General features: G+C 68.8%; 14 protein-coding genes and 3 pseudogenes. 11 read left to right on the top strand and 6 right to left on the bottom strand.

Annotated elements, in window-relative coordinates:
- Nucleotide 1: 1 nt before the first annotated feature.
- Entirely contained in the window at nucleotides 2–1,369 is a 1,368-nt protein-coding gene (locus tag AWZ10_RS39710) for an ABC transporter substrate-binding protein (protein ID WP_046703378.1), read from the bottom strand.
- A 740-nt stretch (nucleotides 1,370–2,109) separates the two neighbouring features.
- Here AWZ10_RS39710 and AWZ10_RS39705 point away from each other — a divergent pair.
- Nucleotides 2,110–2,926, top strand: a pseudogene (locus AWZ10_RS39705) (enolase C-terminal domain-like protein); the annotation flags it as partial.
- A gap of 4 nt (nucleotides 2,927–2,930) precedes the next feature.
- Here the strand turns inward: AWZ10_RS39705 and AWZ10_RS39700 are convergent.
- Nucleotides 2,931–3,404: pseudogene (locus AWZ10_RS39700) on the bottom strand (IS5 family transposase); the annotation flags it as partial.
- A gap of 745 nt (nucleotides 3,405–4,149) precedes the next feature.
- Between AWZ10_RS39700 and AWZ10_RS39695 the strand changes: the two are divergent.
- From AWZ10_RS39695 to AWZ10_RS39675, 5 genes are all read left to right on the top strand, one after another.
- Nucleotides 4,150–5,001, top strand: coding sequence for a fumarylacetoacetate hydrolase family protein (locus tag AWZ10_RS39695; RefSeq protein ID WP_060893492.1), 852 nt, complete (start codon nucleotides 4,150–4,152; stop codon nucleotides 4,999–5,001).
- Between the two features lie 14 nt (nucleotides 5,002–5,015).
- Nucleotides 5,016–6,353: an L-fuconate dehydratase gene (locus tag AWZ10_RS39690; RefSeq protein WP_060893499.1), complete on the top strand. Its 1,338-nt coding sequence runs from the start codon at nucleotides 5,016–5,018 to the stop codon at nucleotides 6,351–6,353.
- On the top strand, nucleotides 6,350–7,108 hold the full coding sequence (locus tag AWZ10_RS39685; RefSeq protein WP_060893491.1) for an SDR family NAD(P)-dependent oxidoreductase: 759 nt from the start codon (nucleotides 6,350–6,352) through the stop codon (nucleotides 7,106–7,108). The genes AWZ10_RS39690 and AWZ10_RS39685 overlap by 4 nt, the downstream gene beginning before the upstream one ends.
- Nucleotides 7,105–8,148 carry an aldo/keto reductase gene (locus tag AWZ10_RS39680; protein WP_060893490.1) on the top strand — a complete coding sequence of 348 codons (1,044 nt, stop codon included), beginning with the start codon at nucleotides 7,105–7,107 and terminating at the stop codon, nucleotides 8,146–8,148. Before AWZ10_RS39685 ends, AWZ10_RS39680 begins: the two co-directional genes overlap by 4 nt.
- Nucleotides 8,149–8,559: 411 nt before the next feature.
- Nucleotides 8,560–9,117 (top strand): hypothetical protein, encoded by a 558-nt coding sequence (locus AWZ10_RS39675; RefSeq protein WP_060893489.1) that lies wholly within the window; start codon nucleotides 8,560–8,562, stop codon nucleotides 9,115–9,117.
- 210 nt (nucleotides 9,118–9,327) lie between these two features.
- Here the strand turns inward: AWZ10_RS39675 and AWZ10_RS39670 are convergent, their stop codons facing one another.
- Nucleotides 9,328–9,984, bottom strand: a complete 657-nt coding sequence (locus AWZ10_RS39670) for a hypothetical protein (protein WP_060893488.1) — start codon at nucleotides 9,982–9,984, stop codon at nucleotides 9,328–9,330.
- A 187-nt stretch (nucleotides 9,985–10,171) separates the two neighbouring features.
- On the bottom strand, nucleotides 10,172–11,224 hold the full coding sequence (locus AWZ10_RS39665; protein WP_060893487.1) for a hypothetical protein: 1,053 nt from the start codon (nucleotides 11,222–11,224) through the stop codon (nucleotides 10,172–10,174).
- A 191-nt stretch (nucleotides 11,225–11,415) separates the two neighbouring features.
- On the opposite strand from AWZ10_RS39665, the gene AWZ10_RS39660 reads away from it, so the two are divergent.
- The 4 genes from AWZ10_RS39660 to AWZ10_RS39645 all read left to right on the top strand — a co-directional run bounded on the left by AWZ10_RS39660 (nucleotide 11,416) and on the right by AWZ10_RS39645 (nucleotide 14,672).
- A complete protein-coding gene (locus tag AWZ10_RS39660) occupies nucleotides 11,416–11,679 on the top strand; it encodes a helix-turn-helix domain-containing protein (protein WP_060893486.1) in 264 nt (87 codons plus the stop codon).
- A 169-nt stretch (nucleotides 11,680–11,848) separates the two neighbouring features.
- Nucleotides 11,849–12,709: a DUF6083 domain-containing protein gene (locus AWZ10_RS39655; RefSeq protein ID WP_060893485.1), complete on the top strand. Its 861-nt coding sequence runs from the start codon at nucleotides 11,849–11,851 to the stop codon at nucleotides 12,707–12,709.
- Nucleotides 12,706–13,188 (top strand): hypothetical protein, encoded by a 483-nt coding sequence (locus AWZ10_RS39650; RefSeq protein ID WP_060893484.1) that lies wholly within the window; start codon nucleotides 12,706–12,708, stop codon nucleotides 13,186–13,188. The genes AWZ10_RS39655 and AWZ10_RS39650 overlap by 4 nt, the downstream gene beginning before the upstream one ends.
- Nucleotides 13,185–14,672: a UvrD-helicase domain-containing protein gene (locus AWZ10_RS39645; RefSeq protein WP_060893498.1), complete on the top strand. Its 1,488-nt coding sequence runs from the start codon at nucleotides 13,185–13,187 to the stop codon at nucleotides 14,670–14,672. Before AWZ10_RS39650 ends, AWZ10_RS39645 begins: the two co-directional genes overlap by 4 nt.
- 529 nt (nucleotides 14,673–15,201) lie before the next feature.
- Here the strand turns inward: AWZ10_RS39645 and AWZ10_RS39635 are convergent.
- Complete coding sequence (locus AWZ10_RS39635; protein ID WP_159058531.1) at nucleotides 15,202–16,122, bottom strand: helix-turn-helix domain-containing protein; 921 nt, start codon at nucleotides 16,120–16,122, stop codon at nucleotides 15,202–15,204.
- Between the two features lie 90 nt (nucleotides 16,123–16,212).
- Entirely contained in the window at nucleotides 16,213–16,500 is a 288-nt protein-coding gene (locus AWZ10_RS39630; RefSeq protein ID WP_060893481.1) for a hypothetical protein, read from the bottom strand.
- Between the two features lie 805 nt (nucleotides 16,501–17,305).
- On the opposite strand from AWZ10_RS39630, the pseudogene AWZ10_RS39625 reads away from it, so the two are divergent.
- A pseudogene (locus tag AWZ10_RS39625) lies at nucleotides 17,306–18,111 on the top strand (ISL3 family transposase); the annotation flags it as partial.
- Between the last annotated feature and the right edge of the window lie 27 nt (nucleotides 18,112–18,138).

Here is an 18,138-nt window from a genome sequence, read left to right as displayed (position 1 = left end):
CTCAGCTCGCGGACTTGCGGAAGCTCAGCAGTTCGTCCTGCTGCTGCTGTGCCAGCGCGGACGGCGAAAGGCTGCCGGAGTACATCGCCTGGATCTTCGGGTCGATGAAGGTCTGCGCGAGCGCGTTCGGCACCACCGACGTCCAGCCGGCCGCACTGCCGTTCTTGGCGATGTCAGCCAGGATGCTGCGGGAATTCGCGTCCAACTTCGTGAAGGCCGAGGCGGGCAGGTCCTTCACCCCGGGGAGCAGATTGGCGGTGCCGACCACGCCCTCCGACTGCGCCTTCTCGGACATGACGAACTCGAGGAACTTCTTCGCCCACGCCTTGTGCTGCGCCCTCACCGGGATGCCCAGGGCGTCGCCGTAGTAGCCGGTCTGCGTGGTCTTCGTCCCGGCGTTGACCGGCGGCAGGAGCAGCCAGTCGGGCTTCACCGAGGTCTTCGCGGGCACGAAGTCGGCCGCCGTGAAGTTGCCGCCGAGGAACATTCCCGCCTTGCCCGCGAGGAACGGCGTCTCGGCGTCCTGGTACTTCTGACCGAGGAACCCGTCCTGGTAGACGCCCGACTTGCGGTAGTTCTCAAGCGTCGAGAGCACCTTGGTGAAGGCCGGGTCGGTGTACTTCGCGGTGACGGCGGTCTTGCTGTTGTAGGACGCCAGGTAGTTCTCGAGCTGCGCCGGCGACGCCGAGGTCGGCAGCAGGGCGTCGACCATCCAGCTGGCCTGATAGCCGGAGGCGCCGCCGAGCTGCAGCGGTGCGTACCCGGCCGACTTCAGCTTCTTGGCCGCGGCGATGAGGTCTTCCGGCGTCGCGAACCGGTGATCGGTCGGCACGGTCACGCCGGCTTTGGCGAAGGCTGCCGGGTTGTACCAGACGACGTTGTAGATGGCCTGGGAGAAGGCGACGACGTACGGCTTGCCGCCGACCTTCAGCGACCCGGAGACGCCGCTGCCGTAGCGCTTGGCGAGGTCACCGGAACTCCACACGTCACTGAGATCGGTCAGCCCGCCACGGCTGGTCAGAGCGGTGTAGGGCGACGAGCCGACCGGGACGAAGCCGACGTCGGGCGCGTTGGCCGAGCCCAGCACAGTGAGGTTCGAGCCGGCCTTCTGCTCCTGGCTGATCGTCTGCAGTTTGACCGTCACGTTCGGGTGCGCCTTGTGGAAGGCCTTGGCGAAGTAGCCGAACAAGGTCTCCTGCCCGGTCTGCTGCTGAACGGTCAGAGTGACCGGCGCCGAGCCCGTGGTGTCGCTCCCCTCACTCCCCGACGACGAACACGCCACGGCAGAGGAGGTGAGAACGGCGACCGCGGACAGCGCCGTCAGGGCGCGAGGCAGCGGGTTTCGACGTGCTTCATTGAAACGTCTCATGATCGGGAAACCCATCGATAGGGCGCGATTCGGATTCGCGAAGCCGGGTAAAACATCGGATCTACTCAGTCCATGCGGCTAAGGCATGAAACGTTACAACCGCGTTCCAGCAACGAGCAATGGCCGAAACAAGGTTGTTTTCTCCACCGTCAGGCCGAAAGCTTCCCCAGCGACACGACTAGACATCCGATGCCTTGCCCCGGGGGCGACCTCAGGCGTGGCAATCGTCTCACCACCGAGGTCCTCCTCGGCTGCCTGTGGAACGTGGCGTGACGTTACGAGCGCATTGCCACACTTGGCAAGAGTCTCATCCGATGTATGCGCAGGATCGTGACCGACGGCACGAACGCCGAGATAGATCACCAGGGCAAAGCGCCCATCTAATCACTTTTGGGACCAGTCCTCGACCATAGACATCGGAGGACTGACTGCGCCAACGGGCCGGCGGTCGTACTGTCAGGCACCGCCGCAGAAAAATCATCCGAAGTGTCGAGGGATGGGCCGCAAGGGACCGCGTCGAAGGCCGGCGCGCGCTCCCCGCCCGGTGACCTTCCCGGCCCCGTCCACACATCTGGGCGAGGGCGTCCGAAGCACGGGCCCAGGTCACTGTTTCTCGCCGACGGGGTCAACCGGCGTGGCCGGCACACGGCCGCACAGGAGGCTCCCCACGTGTGCTTCCGCCGGTGGCCTCAGGTACCCGGCTCAGCCGGACCCATCTGTCAGCGGGGTCGGTCCCGGCGATGCGGTGGCGGCTGCCGGCCCTGGCACTGTCCGTCAGGCTCACCGATCACGAAAGGCTCAGCGTGTCCTCAACAAGCGTCTCCCGGATCACCGGTCTCGACACGTACGACATACGGTTCCCCACGTCCCGGGAGCTGGACGGGTCGGATGCGATGAACACCGACCCCGACTGCTCGGCCGCCTATCTCGTACTGCGGACGGACAGCGAAGACGGCCTGGAGGGCCACGGCTTCGCCTTCACCATCGGTCGTGGCAACGACGTGCAGGTCGCGGCGCTCGACGCCTTGCGAGCCCACGTCGTGGGCCGGTCCGTAGAGGATCTGTGCGACGACCCAGGCAGCCTCGCGCGCGACCTCACCGGCGACAGTCAACTGCGCTTGCTCGGTCCCGAAAAAGGTGTGGAAGTTCCTCGCCGACGCCGACCCCGAATGGCTCGCCGACCAGATCGACTACCGGTACATCACCGACGCACTCACCCGCCAGGAAGCAGTAACGATCCTGCAACGCGGCCGGGAAGGCCGTACCGCACGGGAAAGCGACCTCCTCGCCCACGGCTATCCCGCCTATACCACCTCGCCCGGCTGGCTCGGCTACACCGACGAGAAGCTGACCCGCCTGGCACAGCGCGCGGTGGCCGACGGCTTCCGGCAGATCAAGCTCAAGGTCGGGGCCGATCTCGACGACGACATCCGGCGCTTCCGGGCTGCCCGTACCGCAGTCGGCCCGGACATCCGCATCGCCATGGACGCCAACCAGCGCTGGAACGTCGACGAAGCCATCACCTGGACCACCGCGCTGGCCGAGTTCGACCCCTACCCTTGTCCAGCAGAGGCAGCAACTGTGTGACGTCGCCCGCGGTTTCCGCCGGTCAGCGAGACTGCGAGCGGGATGCCCTGTCCGTCGGTGAGGACGTGGTGCTTGCTGCCCGGCCGTGCACGGTCGACCGGGCTGGGCCCGCTTTTGGGCCGCGCCGAGCTGCCCGGACGTGGGAGGAGTCGATCACCGCCCGCGACCAGTCCAGCTTCTTCGCGGCCCGCAGTTTCCTCAGCAGCACCAGGTGCAGTTCGTCCCACACGCCGGCCTCGTTCCACGCGGCCAGGCGCCGCCAGCACGTCATCCCCGACCCGAAGCCCAGCTCCTGCGGCAGGTACTCCCACTGGATACCGGTGTGCAGCACGAACAGGATCCCGCACAACGCCTGCCGGTCCGGCACCCGCGGCCTGCCCTCCACCAGCTTCGGACCAGGCTCGGGCAGCAACGGTTCGATGAGCGACCACAGTTCATCCGACACGATCCACGGCCGCGACTGTCGTTTCCCCACGAACGGGGCGAGGGGCGAGGTCGCCGGACGGGCAGCTGCCGATCCGGTGCGGACAATGCGCGGATCGTGCCCTGAGGGGTGGATGTGAGGGTCAGCCGGGGCCCGAGGGATGCGGAGGCGGAGCGACCGCACGGTTGTGAGCCGAACGGACGCACTGGATGGTGCAATCATTCCTCCGATGTATCTTGGGACGTCGAGGCCGCTACGACGGCGTTGCCGACGTTGACAAGGGTTCGCCGCCAGAGATTTACGGGACGCCACGCCGTAGGGCGCCGAGGCGCCGTCCCGACCTCGGGACTCCGTACTGAGGCCCCGTACGACCTGCGGAGTTTCGGCCTTCCTGCGTGACGGGCGATGCGCTGCGGCAGCTCACGATTCGACAGCGGAGCCGCCGGTGCCGGCGTAGAGCGGGGGGCTGGGGCGGGCTCACTCTGAAGTCATCGGACGGCGGGTCGCGTGTCGACCTCGTGGCCATTCGTGGCCATGGGCCATCTGCATGTGTGAGCGCTTGACCGGCATCGCCGACGAAATACATCCGAGGAATCCATTGTCAGTGCGATCCCCCGCATCTAAGGTCACTGTGCAGCCATACATCCGATGACTGTGCTGCGGATGAGCGAAGCCTGTCGACAGGTCCGGCCCGGGCGCACCACAGGCGCGGCCCAGCCCCACGGCCGACCACCACTCAGACGAAACCCGCATGGCAAGGGAGCCCTCAGTGAAACTGCTTCGAGTCGGCGCCCCCGGTGAGGAGCGGCCCGCCGTCCGTACCGACGACGGCCGGCTGCTGGACCTGTCCTCTGTGGCCCCTGACATCGACGGCGTCTTCCTCGCCTCCGGGGGAGTGGACCGGGCCCGCGCGGCGGTCGAGGCGGGAGAGCTGCCCGTACTCGACCCGGACGGTCTGCGCATCGGCGCGCCCGTCGCGCGCCCCGGCAAGATCATCTGCGTCGGGTTGAACTACCGCGACCACGCCGCCGAGACCGGCGCGGCGATCCCGCCCCGCCCCGTGGTCTTCATGAAGGACCCGAGCACGGTCGTCGGCCCGTACGACGAGGTACTGATCCCGCGCGGCTCGGTGAAGACCGACTGGGAGGTCGAGCTGGCGGTCGTTATCGGACGGCGGGCCCGCTACCTCGACGGACCCGAAGCCGCGCGGGCCGTGATCGCGGGCTACGCGATCAGCCACGACGTCTCCGAGCGCGAGTTCCAGCTGGAGTACTCCTCGCAGTGGGATCTGGGCAAGTCCTGCGAGACGTTCAACCCGATGGGTCCGTGGCTGGTCACCGCCGACGAGGTCGGTGACCAGCAGGACCTCGGCCTGCACCTGAGCGTCAACGGCGTGAAGCGGCAGGACGGCCACACCGGCGACATGATCTTCTCGGTCGACCACATCGTCTCGTACTTGAGCCGGTACATGGTCCTGGAGCCCGGTGACGTGATCAACACCGGTACACCCGCGGGCGTGGCTCTGGGGCTTCCCGGCACTCCCTTCCTGCGCCCCGGCGACACCGTCGAGCTTTCCGTCGACGGACTCGGCAGCCAGCGCCAGACCTTCGCCCAAGCGTGAAAGGCAGCACCCCCGTGACTACAACCTCCGCCCGGATCACCGCGGTCGACACCTACGACGTCCGCTTCCCCACCTCACGGGAACTGGACGGGTCGGACGCGATGAACCCGGACCCCGACTACTCCGCTGCCTACGTCGTACTGCGCACCGACGCCGGCGACGGCCACGAAGGCCACGGCTTCACCTTCACCATCGGCCGCGGCAACGATGTCCAGGTCGCCGCGATCGACGCTCTGCGACCCCATGTCGTGGGCCGCTCGGTTCAGGAGCTGTGCGCCGACCCGGGCTCGCTGAGCCGCGACCTGATCGGCGACAGCCAGCTGCGCTGGCTCGGCCCCGAGAAGGGCGTGATGCACATGGCCATCGGTGCCGTCGTCAACGCCGTCTGGGATCTCGCCTCCAAGCGCGCCGGGCAGCCCCTGTGGCGGCTGCTCGCCCACGCGGAGCCCGAGTGGCTGGTCTCCCAGGTCGACTTCCGCTACATCACAGACGCCCTCACCCCCGAGGACGCCCTCACCCTTCTGCGCGAGGGCCGGACCGGGCTCGCGCAGCGCGAGGCCGTCCTGCTGGAGCGCGGCTACCCCGGCTACACCACGTCACCGGGCTGGCTCGGCTACTCCGACGGGAAGCTCACCCGGCTGGCCAAGCAGGCCGTCGCCGACGGCTTCACCCAGATCAAGCTCAAGGTCGGCGCCGACCTGGACGACGACATCCGGCGTCTGCGCACCGCCCGCGCCGCTGTCGGCGACGGGGTACGCATCGCCATCGACGCCAACCAGCGCTGGAACGTGGACGAGGCCATCGAGTGGACCAATGCGCTCGCCGAGTTCGACCCGTACTGGATCGAGGAGCCCACCAGCCCCGACGACATCCTCGGCCACGCCACGGTACGGCGGGCGGTGGCCCCCGTGAAGGTCGCCACCGGCGAGCACGTGCAGAACCGCATCGTCTTCAAGCAGCTCCTCCAGGCCGGCGCCATCGACGTGCTCCAGATCGACGCGGCCCGGGTCGGCGGGGTCAACGAGAACCTCGCGATCCTGCTCCTCGCCGCGAAGTTCGGGGTGCCGGTGTGCCCGCACGCCGGCGGTGTGGGTCTGTGCGAGCTGGTGCAGCACCTGTCGATGTTCGACTACCTGGCGCTGTCCGGAACAACGGACGACCGGGTCATCGAGTACGTCGACCACCTCCACGAGCACTTCACCGCTCCCGTGGTGATGCGCGACGGCCACTACACCGCGCCGCTCATTCCCGGTTTCTCCGCCACCATGCGGGAGAAATCCATCGCCGAGTACCGCTACCCGGACGGCGCGTTCTGGGTGGCCGACCGCGCTGCTCAGAAGGAGGCGGCATGATCGGTCTGTCCGGGCTCAGGGCCGTCGTCACCGGCGGAGCGTCCGGAATCGGGCTCGCCACGGCCCGCGCACTGGCGGCCCAGGGCGCGGCGGTGGCCGTGCTCGACCTCGACCCGGGCGGTGTCAGTGAACCGTTGCTCGGCCTCCAGGCCGACGTCACCGACGACGTCTCCGTGCGCGCCGCCGTGGAACAGGCCGCCGAACGGCTCGGCGGCCTGGACATCCTCGTGAACAACGCGGGCATCGGCGCGGTGGGCACCGTCGAGGACAACCCGGACGAGCAGTGGCACCGGGTCCTGGACGTCAACGTCCTCGGCATCGTCCGCACTACGCGCGCCACCCTGCCCCACCTGCGCCGCTCCGCGCACGCGTCGGTCGTCAACACGTGCTCGATAGGCGCCACCGCGGGACTGCCGCAGCGCGCCCTGTACTGCGCCAGCAAGGGCGCCGTCCTCTCACTGACCCTCGCCATGGCCGCCGACCACGTCCGCGAGGGCATCCGCGTCAACTGCGTCAACCCCGGCACCGCCGACACCCCCTGGGTCGGCCGGCTCCTCGACTCAGCCGACGACCCCGAGGGCGAGCGGGCCGCACTCAACGCCCGCCAGCCCATGGGCCGCCTGGTCACCGCCGACGAGGTGGCGGCCGCGATCGTCTACCTGGCGAGTCCGGCCGCGGCGTCCGTCACCGGCACCTCGCTCGCGGTGGACGGCGGTATGCAGGGATTGCGGCTGCGCCCGGTGGACCGGTCGTGAGGACCACCACGCTGGGCGGCAGCGCCGTACCGGTCTCGGAACTGGCGCTGGGCTGTGCCGCCCTCGGCAACCTTCTCCATCCGGTCACGGATGAGGCCGCCCATGCCACGGTGGAGGCGGCCTGGGACGCCGGTGTCCGCACCTTCGACACCGCGCCCCACTACGGTCTCGGCCTGTCGGAACGGCGGCTCGGCGCCGCGCTGCGCGACCGCCCCCGTGACACCTACACCCTCGCCACCAAGGTGGGACGGCTTCTCGTGCCGGACCCGGAGGGCGGCGCCGGCGACGACCTCGCCCATGGCTTCGCCGTCCCGGCCGTCCACCGCCGCGTCTGGGACTTCAGCGCCGACGGAGTGCTGCGCTCCCTGGAGACCAGCCTGGAACGTCTCGGCCTCGACCACGTCGACGTGGCCCTGCTGCACGACCCCGACGACCACGCCGACCAGGCGTTGCGCGAGGCGTACCCGGCGCTGGAGCGGCTGCGCGCCGAAGGCGTGATCGGAGCGATCGGCGTCGGCATGAACCAGTCCGCCCTGCCCGCCCGGTTCCTGCGCGAGACAGACATCGACGTCGTCCTCCTCGCCGGCCGCTACACCCTCCTGGAACACGACGCGCTCGCCGAACTGCTCCCCGAGGCCGCCGCCCGCGGCCGGAGCGTCGTCATCGGCGGGGTGTTCAACTCCGGGTTGCTGACGGCCCCCCGGCCAGGCGCCACGTACGACTACGCACCGGCTCCGCAGCCGGTCCTCGACCGGGCGCTACGACTCCTCGCGGTCTGCGAACGCCATGACGTGCCACTGCGCGCCGCCGCGCTGCGCTTCCCGTTCGGCCATCCCGCGGTCGCGAGCGTCCTGACCGGCGCGCGCTCCCCCCAGGAGGTGCACGACACGGTGGAGCAGCTGCGGCGCCCGATTCCGGACGCCCTGTGGGACGAGCTGCGCGCCGAGGGACTGCTGGCCCCGGACACCCCCGTCCCCGCAGCCGCGCCGACCGGGGAAGGCCCCGCGGCCATGCGTGAGGACGTGGACGGGACGCGGTAGACATAAATAGATCAGACGAGCCGCTCAAGCTTCGGTGAGACTGCTCAGCCTTCGCTGCGACGGAACAGTCGGGCAGCACATGTCCGGGGCAGGCACACCAACAGGCACCAATGGGTCGAACACTCTTGCCTATGTTGCGCCCGTCCACAACACGATCACCCGCGGCGTGCAGCACGGCGCAGTGGTCCAGGCGGGACATGTGGGCTCGCTCAACTTCGGCACGCCTCCCTGACCCGGCGGGTCAAGCAGGTCGGTGGATCGGCTTGGCCTGTTGGTGTTTGGTCTGTTGGTGCATGGGATGACCAGCGGCATTCGACCGTGCTCGAAACGCGTGGCGTGGGCTGAGAGGCGCCATTGACCATGGGGGTGTCGCAGGAGCAATGGTTCCCGCCACACACCAACGGGAGAGACATGAATCCACTGAAGCAGCTGAATCCGCTGAGCCCCCGCCGAACCTCGTTCGCACTCGGACTGGTCGCCGCGTCCATGGTCACGACGGCCCTGGCCACCCCGTCGGTCGCCGCGCCGGCGGAGGCCGCCTCGTCCGCGCGGGCGGCGGACACCCGGCCGACAGGTAAGTACTGCACCATCGTCGTGGAGCCGGTGAAGACGGGCGAGAAGTTCTCCCGGGTGAAGAGCCGGACCTGCTCCGACGACCGGGCGACGGCAGCAGCAGCGCGCAACAGCGCCCGGACACCGCTCATGTCCTGGTACGAGCACGCCAACTACGGCGGCGGCTCGACCATGGTGTTCGGCGACTACGGCCCCTGTGACCTGTCGGGCTACAAGCTGGACACCGGCCTGTGGAGCAGGAGCATCTCGTCGTTCAGGACGTACAGCAGCTGCAACTTCCAGTCGGCGTACCGCTATGACGGCGATTGCTGCGCAACCTACTGGGGCTATGACACGCCCTACGTGGGCGACTGGGCGAACGACCGCATCGGCTCCTTTCAGATCAACAACATCTAGCCTGTGCTTTTCACCTGCCATAGTGTCCGGATCTTGAGCGGAAACGCGAAAGTGCCTTCTGAGCTGGGACGATGCGGCTTGTCCAAGGTCTCTGTCACCACAGCAGGAAGGCACTTTCTGCGTGCACATCACCGGGGCGCACCCAAGGCTCGTCGTCTCGTCGGACGGGCGCGGGGTGGTCAGCCATGCCCAGTAAGGGCACCCCGGTGATCAGTTGGTCTCGGGCTGGTCCTTGGCTGGGGCCGTCGCGGTTGAGGCCGTCTCCGGGGTGCCGGTGGTGGTGTAGTAGACGGAGCTGCCCTGCTTGGTGCGCTGGGCATGGCTCTTGGCGACGAGTCCCTCGACTGTGGTGCGTACGACGGTGGTCTTGATGGTGCGGTCGGGGTGGGCCTCGCCGAGTGCGGCGGCGATCTCCGCCGCGGAGCGGGGCTCGCCCTGATCGGCGAGGTGGCGGCGGATCAGCTCGACGAGGGTGGGCTGGGTCGCCTTCGCTGCCGTCGTCTTGGCTGTGGCCTCGGGCTTCTTGGCGGCAGTCTTCTTGACCGCCTCGCCGCCTTGCGCGGCGGCAGTCTTCTTCGTCCGCACCCGCTTGCCCGTAGCGGGCTGCGTGGTGGTCTTCTGCCGCGGTACCGAGGGCGTTGCCGCGGCTTCGGGGGCAGGCTGCGCGGCGGTGTCTGTGGCGCCAAGTGCCTTTTGCATGCTCGTCAGCACGGTGTGGTCGTGTTGCAGGGCGAGCAGTTGTTCCTGCAGCGCGTTGATTTCCGCGCCGATGCGGTCCTGCTCCTTGGCATTGCGTTCAAGGTCGCCCGCTACCTGGGCCGTGTATTGCGATGTCAGTTCGGTAGTGGCGGTCTGGGTGTCAGGCATGATGCTGGCCTTTCCTCGGGGCGCGGTGGCGGGCTGAAGCAACCCCCAGAGCGGGCGCCTGGGCTGGGCGGTGATTCCGCAGGGCTTGATCGAGTCATGGGCGGGCCGCACCTGGTGCAGTCTGCTCCTGTGTAGCGATGGTACGGGCGGGCGGAGCCAGTTGTTCCGCCCGGGCGATGTCCTGCGCTCACAGCCGGACTGTCATCCATGCACCGCAGTCAGTGCCGTCGAGGTTCGCCGGGCCGTGCTGTTGGGGCAGGTGCCAGAAGACTTCGTCGGTTTCGCGATTGTGGTGCCAGGCGGTGAGCGTGCGTGAAGCCGTCAGGCGGTCGAGGAGTTCGGCGGTCTGATGAGGTGAGTGTCCGCACAGGCGGGCGAGCACATTCATGTCGGTATTGCCGGCGCCCCCCGAGGTGTGCGAGGCCAGGGCCAGCGCAGTCAGCTGCAAAGCCGCAGGCCGTCCGGTCGGCGGTGCCAGGGGAGTGGGGCGCAGGGCCCAGTGGGCGGCGCGAGCTCGCGCTCGGCTGCCCGGCTGCTGGGAGAGAACTGCGGCATCCAGCAGCTGCGCCTGCGAACGCGGATACTTGCCCGCTGGGCGGCGTAGCCAGCGTGTGTGTTCCAGTTCCTCCCACAGCTCGCTGCGGCCGTGCAGCCGCATGCCGCGCAGCAGGCCACCGGGCAGCTGGACACAGCCGTGGGTGTCGGAGCGCAGGGCGCACTGCAGGGCGAGCAGGCGGGCGCCGGGGGAGGTGAACTGGGGGAGTGCCGCTGCCAGATAGGTGAGCATCTCCCGCACCCGCGTGCGTTCGGCCGGGCCGCCCGGCGGCTCGGGCCGGCACCGAGAGCGTCCGGGAGGTCGCGGGGCGAGGAGGGTGGCGGGGACAACAGCCGTGTGACTGGTGGCAGCCGCGCAGGCGGCGCAGGCGTCGGCGAGACGCCAGGTGCGGCCGCTGCGGTCACGGGTGAGGGCGAGGAGCACCGGTCCTGCACAGCCGCGGTGGCGGGGATGCCACTGGCAGCCGCGTGCCCTGCACTGGCAGGTACGCAGATGCCCCGGCAGAGCGTCGGTGCGGGCGTGCCGGGCCAGATGGGTCAGGGCCGCGGACCGTGCGGAGGCGGCCTGCACGGGGTGGCCGTGCAGCGTGCAGTGAGGACAGGCCAAAGCTGGTCCGCCCGGCTGCGGGCGCAGCTCCACCGTCCAGATGCGCTGCACCGTGGCGTGCGTGCTCGCAACGCGCATCGGCCCGTTGCCCTCCCCTCCGAATCCGTGCTGTCCAGGTGCCGTGCCCTCCCAGTGCAAGAGCGGGAGTCGGCCGCACCGTAGTGCAGATCCCTGCCCTCCCGCAGTGCCGAACCGTCCGTCGTCCACCTGCATCGATAGTGCAGAAACCCGCACTGACAGGGCAGGGGTCTGCACCGTCGGATGGTGGAGTGGCGATCTTGCCGCCTGAACCCGACCTCACTGCGCTGCGCGTGACGCTGGCGCGGCTGAGGGACACGCGCGGCTGGACCCTCGACGAACTCGCCGCCCGCAGCGGCCTCGCCCGGCGCACCCTCATCGACCTCGAACACGGCCGCACCACCGGCAGCGTCACCACCTGGCACGCCCTCGCCCACGCCTTCGACGTCCCCATCGACCACCTGCTGGGCCCCATCTGCGACAACCACACCCCACCCGGCACCCCAGACTCCTGACCGCACTACCCCCGCTCGCCCACCGTTTTACGATTCACCCGAACCGGCGAGCACGCATCAAACCTGCGCACGCCAACTGCTATGCGCGTTCGATGCCACTGGGCCGCCCGGGGGACACCACCCTGTCCATCCCCACCATCGCCGGGTGTCGCCTGACACGGTCCCCGCCATGCACCCCAACACCCTCTCCACCGGCCGCCACTGGGACGGCAGCCCCCGCACCATATCGACGCGCCGCCCGCTACGCGTCACCGCCACCAGCCCCAGCCGCCTACTGCGCGCCGGCCAGAGCGGCCGCTGCCGCCGATGCGGCAACCGCATCGACTTCTACCAGCGCACCGACCAGCGGCCCATCGCCCTGCACCCCGCCGAACTGACCGCCGCCCACGTCCCCGAATCCTGCCGCTGGCACCTGAGCAGCGGCATCGCCCACCCCCACGGCGACGGCAGCACCTGGTGCCGCGTCCCGCACGCCATGCTCTGCCCGGACCGCACCCCCACCACCCGGACCGGCCCGCACCTTGACGCGGTACGCCGCCACCTCGCCATCCGCACCCGCCGCCTCACCGACACCGGCGTCTTCACCCCTCCCCCGCCCGCCGCCTGCAAGCCACCCGCCGACAGCAACCGCCCCGCCCGGTCCATCGTGCAACTCCTCCTGGGCCGCTACCTCGCCCAGACCCCCATCGAAGGCATCCGGTGTGTAGCCCAGACCCGACACCGCCACCGCTGCCCCCAGCCCGTCCTCGACCCCAACACCCCCCAAGGCCAATGGACGCTGCACCCCGCGAGCCCACAACGCGGCCAACTCACCCTGCCCGCCACACTCATGGCCGTCTACGACCTCAGCCGCCTGCCGTACACCGAGCAGATGCGCTGGCGCACCCAGCGCTGCCCCAACCACGCCACCAATCCCGGCGCCGCCGACCTCGCCCTGGCCGGATGGCAGGTCTTCGACCCCCTCCTCCACGCGGCACACATCCACACCCGCCTGCCCCACACCACGCCCGACCACCACGGGAAGGGATGACAATGCCGCACCACGCCCTGGACATCACCCTGACCCGGCCCCTCACCCCAGCCGAACTCCACCAGGCCACCCGCACAACGCCGCTCGCAGCCAACCACGACACCACCCACCTCCTGGCCCTGGTATCCGCCAAAACCCCAGGCAAGGCCCTCAACCGACTGCGCCACCAGACCGGCGCACTGCTCCCCATCGACGTGATCACCACGCACTACCCCAACGCGGACGGCAAGATCCTCCTCAACCTCGCCTACCCGCCCGCCACACACGCTGACCTCCAGGCCGCCGCCGACAGCGCGGGACAACCACTCCGCCTCTTCCTCCAGATGGCCCTCCACCGGGCCCTCGCCCGACACGCCGACGCAGAAGCCGAGCGCCTCGACCGCAAGGTCCAGAACCTGCTCGCCCACACCACCGCACCCCATCTCCTCGCCGCAGTCGGCCGCGCCCTCACCCTCACCCCCGGAGCCACGCCGTGCTGACCCCCACCGACGAACAACAAGCCGCAGCCGACGCCTTCCACACAGGCGACCACCTGGCCCTTCAAGCCGGAGCAGGCACCGGCAAAACCACCACCCTGGCCCAGCTCGCCCACGCCACCCAGCGCCGCGGCCGCTACCTCGCCTACAACCGGGCCATCGCCCAGGACGCACGCATCCGCTTCCCGCCCACCGTCACCTGCAAGACCGCCCACGCCCTCGCCTACGCCGCCATCGGCCACCGCTACACCCACCGCCTGGGCGCCCCCCGCCGCCACGCCTGGCAGACCGGACAAGCCCTCGGCATCACCAAAGCCCTCCGCATCGGCGAACGCGACCTGTCACAACGAACACTCTCCAACGCCGCCCTGCGTACGGTGGCCCGCTTCTGCCACACCGCCGACCCCGCCATCACCCGCCACCACGTCCCCCACCTGCGCGGCCTGGACGACCGCGACCTGCACGCCCAACTCGCCGCCCACATCGTCCCCTTCGCCCGAAAAGCCTGGACCGACCTTCAGCACCCTGACGACGGCGCGGTCCGCTTCGACCACGACCACTACCTGAAAATCTGGGCCCTCACGAGCCCGAAAATTGGCACCGAGTTCCTCCTCCTCGACGAGGCTCAGGACACCAACCCCGTCGTCGAGCAGATCTTCCTCGACCAGCGCGACCACGCCCAGCTGGTCATGGTCGGCGACTCCGCCCAGGCCATCTACGACTGGCGTGGAGCCAAAGACGTCATGACCGGCTTCGACGGCACCCAGCTCGCCCTCTCCCAGTCCTTCCGCTTCGGCCCCCGCCTCGCCGACGAGGCCAACCGGTGGCTGGCCATCGCCGATGCCCCGATCCGCCTCACCGGCACCGAGACCGTGCCCACCGAAATCGGTCCCCTCACCCGTCCCGACGCGGTGCTGTGCCGCACCAACGTTGGCGCCATCGCCCAGGTCATGGACCTGCTGACTACCGGGTACCGGGTAGCCCTGGTCGGGGGAGGAGACAGCCTGCGCGCCCTGGCCCTGGCCGCCCGTGATCTAAAGGACGGCCGCTGCACCACCCATCCCGAATTGGTCCTGTTCCCCTCCTGGGGTGAGCTTCAGGACTACGCCGCCCACGATCCGGCCGGACGTGACCTGCAGCCTCTGGTCGACCTCGTCGACACCCACGGCACCGACGCCGTCCTGTCCGCCCTTGCTCAACTCCTCCCCGAGCAACAGGCCGAGGTCACCGTCTCCACCGCCCACAAGGCCAAGGGCCGCGAATGGCCTTGCGTGAGAATCGCCGACGACTTCACCCCGCCCAAGGACAGCGACCAACTGGACGACACCGGTCATGCGATGCCCGGTCCGATCGACGACGGCGAAGCCCGTCTCGCCTACGTCGCCGTCACCCGTACCCGCCGCCGCCTCGACATCGGAGGCCTGTCCTGGATCGAGGACCACCCAGCCCCATCCCTGTCACCATCACCGCAGGCCGAGGACAGGTGAACGTAGACCTCACCTCACCGGCGAGGCCGAATGCCCCGCACTCTGGGCAGACCACTTGCCGCTTGGCCCAGACCGCCTCAGCCCTCAACCGGGCTAGGCCCACAGCGTCTATGCCTCACGGGGAACGCGCACGGGATCGTGTCGCCAGGTAGTCCGTCCAGCCGAACCAGCGTGCCCGGCGCCGCGCGAGGCTCGGGTGCACCTTCGAGTGCGGCGCTGGCATCAGCGATGGGCGCGCCACTTCCCTCGGCCGGTCGACGAGGGTCCGCTCGTCGACCTGTTCCGCGGTGCGTACGTCGCGGAGTGTGGTGCCGCAGAAGGTTGCCGACATAGAGAAGGTGTCGACCACTCAACGGGACTCGCCTGCGGACCACCGCCCGTACGACCCGTGACCGGTCACGGACCGGGTCGTTGAGCCGTACGACGTTCATGTGCACGGCGAAGCCCGGGACCCCTTGGTGGGCCCCGGGCTAGCGTCCAGAGATTGAGTCCGCGCTCGTCGACGCGGATACGGGCTGGTGACGTCTGCTCAAGAAGGGCGACGCGCTGGGGGGCCGAGCCTCGGGGGGAAGTCCGGCACGAGGCTGGTCAGAAGTACGAGCTCGCTGCCGGGCTTGCCCTCGACTGCGTCCTGCAACCAGGCATGACGCTGGCGCGGGATGCTGGCGCCCGTCGCCTTCTTGGCCTTCTTGGCCTTCTTCAGGTAGGCGACGGTCTCGGCGACCTGCTCGCCCGCCGAGTCGGATCCCAGATTCAGCGCCTCCTCAACGATGCGCACCCCGGCGCCGGCCGTGGGGGCGTCGTCCAGGAGCGGTATGACACAGATGTTGCGCCAGGCGTCCCGCCAGATTTGCAGGCTGGACTTGCGTCCTCCGCACGCGGTGACGAATTTCTCCACGAACGACCACGTGGGCAGCGTGGAGCGCCCCAGTGTGTTGCTCATCGTGCTCGTGGGCACCTTGGACCGCCTGCAGATCTCCGCCTGGTTGTGCCCGGACCAGGCCTGAAGGATCTTCAGCTGGACGATGAACTCCTTCGGCGTGGTCGCCTTTGTGGGGTCGGCGGCGGTGGGCACGATCATCGGCTCGCCAGGCCGGGCGTGGCGAGCCCGGCGGCGACGCAGCGGCGCTGCGCCCTCGGTCTCCTCGCGCTCCGCAGCCTTCTTCCACCGCTCGAACCACATGCCGATGTCCTCCGGCGGGTCCCCCGGCCGCTCGTTCATCGACAGCTCGTTGAGGCTGCTGAGGAATGACTCGGTGACCGCCCAGCTCGGCACGGTGTTGCCACTGGCGGCCTTGGAGAGCTGGGAGTACGAGACGCTGCAGCTCTCGGTCTCCGCCATCGTGCGGTAGTTGGGTGAGCCAGCCCGTTCACGGGCGCCGCGCAGCACGCAGGCGAAGCCTCCAGCAGCACAGTCGTACGACAAGATCGGTTTCTCGGGGCGCCCCATCAGCGCGTCCTCCGGTATTCGTGGTGATACGGCAAATGCCGACCCGGATGGGGTCGGCATTTGCCCTGGTGGGCGGCGTGGGTACTGCCGTCAGCGGCGCATCAGGCCAATGGCGCGGCGGGCCATGTCGACCGCCACACCGGAGGCGAGGTAGAGGACGCTGACGATGTCCAGGGGGTCGTGACCTGCACGGAGCAGACCCAAGAACCCTCCGACGTAGCAGATGATCACGATCACCAGCACCACGAAACGGGTGGGGAGGAAAAGGAACTCCTCGTACGGGACCGGAGCCGTGACGCAGGCAGCGGTCCCGTACGGCGTACCGGCCCGGGAGATGGAAAAATTACCGGGGGAACGCGAGAAACGGCGAATGGTCATTTCTTTCCTTGATCTCGATCCTGTCTAGCCCGGCACCCGGAAAGAAATCCATGATCACGGCGTTGGCGTTGACCGAGATCACCCGTTCAGGGCTCCGTTTTCAACAAGATAAGCCCGCACGCGACCGCATCACAACTAACCCTGTTTCCTTGCATTTTGAACCATTGGCCCGAGGATTTCACTTCGTACACATGTGCCCCACGGGTCCATCACTTCGGGCCGGAAGATGCCATTGTTTCCCGGCATCCGACTTCGTCCGACTCGATCCGTGGACCGAAACTAAGGAAACAAACAGGTGCGCAACAATGCAGGCCAGAGGCGCGGAATCAGGCCCTTCGTCCGAGTGCCTGCCGGGGGATTTGACACGTCGAGGGAAACAACTCTTAATAGCCCTTAATTGGAGTCCGTCCAAGCGGGCAACAATCGCATGGGAACTCGTCCACTAGCCCGGACGAATCCGTTTGTTTCAGCTGTCGGGCGCGTTGGCGCGTTGGCTCGACACTGCGGGAGGGGCAAAAGCCCCATCCAGGGGGAAAGTCAATAAATCCACCCACCAGAGCCCGGCCGCTCAGCGGTCGGGCTTCTGTGTTTCGGGCTCACTCACTACAGCGCGTTCCGCCCCTGGTCAGCGATGGCGATGCGCTCGTACCCAGGCGCCGCTGGATCCAACAAACAGCCCACGCGGTCCAGTGGCGTTCCTCATGTCCCCCTCGCATGTCGTGCTGGTGATACGGCTGCCCACGTCGGGCGGCCCCACACGCTGGACGAACGGCGAGTGGAAGCTACTCGCTCCGGGGGACGCTGGGAAGCCGCCCTGAACGAGGTCAAGGCCACAGCAGTTGCTGGGCCACCGTGCTGGATGCGCCCCTGTACGACGGGCCCCGCGCCCAGACCACCCTCGAACGCCGGCATCAGATCCACGGCCTGCTCGAGAAGGGCGTGGGCCTTGAGTGCACCCGCCGCCCGCCGCTGGCGCTGAACGCCGTCAAACGCTACGCGCGAGCCGACCGGCCCGAGCGGATGCTCTGCGTCCCCAAGTACCGTGCCAGCCTCGTCGACCCCTACCGCGAGTACTTGCGCAAACGCCGGGCCGAAGACCCCGCGGTCCCCGTCAAGCACCTCTTCGAAGAGATCAAGGCCCTCGGCTTCACCGGCTGCCTCAACCTCCCTGCACAAGTACATCAACCAGGGCCGCGCGGACGCTGGCCGCAGCCACATCTCCCCGCGCCGGCTCGCCCAGATGATCCTCACCAGGCCCGACAACCCAAGGCCGAGCATCGCGAGCTGCTGGCCCGGATCACCGCAGCCTGCCCCGAGATGACCCAACTGGCCGCCGTTGTCGGGGGGGCTTCGCCAAACTCCTGACGCCTTGCGCAGGAAATGCCGACGCACTCTCGCGCTGGATCGTCCAGGCCCGCAGTCGATCTGCCTCACCTGCACACCTTCACCCGGGGCCTGGAGCGGGACCTCGACGCCGGGATCGCCGCGCTCATGCTTCCGTACAGCAACGGCCCCACCGAGGGCGTCAACACCAAGACCAAGCGGATGGCGCGCCAGATGCACGGACGAGCAGGCTTCACTCTCCTTCGCCACCGCATCCTCCTCGGATAGCGGCACGCTCCGTCATCACCGAATGTG

Origin of the sequence: Streptomyces europaeiscabiei (genome assembly GCF_001550375.1) — a bacterium.
Lineage (GTDB): Bacteria > Actinomycetota > Actinomycetes > Streptomycetales > Streptomycetaceae > Streptomyces > Streptomyces europaeiscabiei.
Note: the sequence above shows the minus strand (reverse complement) of the source record. Positions and strands in the feature narration are given on the sequence as shown.

Bases quoted from the DNA above. Each gene is read 5' to 3' on its own strand.
- AWZ10_RS39710 (WP_046703378.1), bottom strand. From the start codon at position 1,369: ATGAGACGTTTCAATGAAGCACGTCGAAACCCGCTGCCTCGCGCCCTG.
- AWZ10_RS39685 (WP_060893491.1), top strand. From the start codon at position 6,350: ATGATCGGTCTGTCCGGGCTCAGGGCCGTCGTCACCGGCGGAGCGTCC.
- AWZ10_RS39675 (WP_060893489.1), top strand. From the start codon at position 8,560: ATGAATCCACTGAAGCAGCTGAATCCGCTGAGCCCCCGCCGAACCTCG.
- AWZ10_RS39670 (WP_060893488.1), bottom strand. From the start codon at position 9,984: ATGCCTGACACCCAGACCGCCACTACCGAACTGACATCGCAATACACG.
- AWZ10_RS39665 (WP_060893487.1), bottom strand. From the start codon at position 11,224: ATGCGCGTTGCGAGCACGCACGCCACGGTGCAGCGCATCTGGACGGTG.
- AWZ10_RS39655 (WP_060893485.1), top strand. From the start codon at position 11,849: ATGCACCCCAACACCCTCTCCACCGGCCGCCACTGGGACGGCAGCCCC.
- AWZ10_RS39650 (WP_060893484.1), top strand. From the start codon at position 12,706: ATGACAATGCCGCACCACGCCCTGGACATCACCCTGACCCGGCCCCTC.
- AWZ10_RS39635 (WP_159058531.1), bottom strand. From the start codon at position 16,122: ATGGGGCGCCCCGAGAAACCGATCTTGTCGTACGACTGTGCTGCTGGA.
- AWZ10_RS39630 (WP_060893481.1), bottom strand. From the start codon at position 16,500: ATGACCATTCGCCGTTTCTCGCGTTCCCCCGGTAATTTTTCCATCTCC.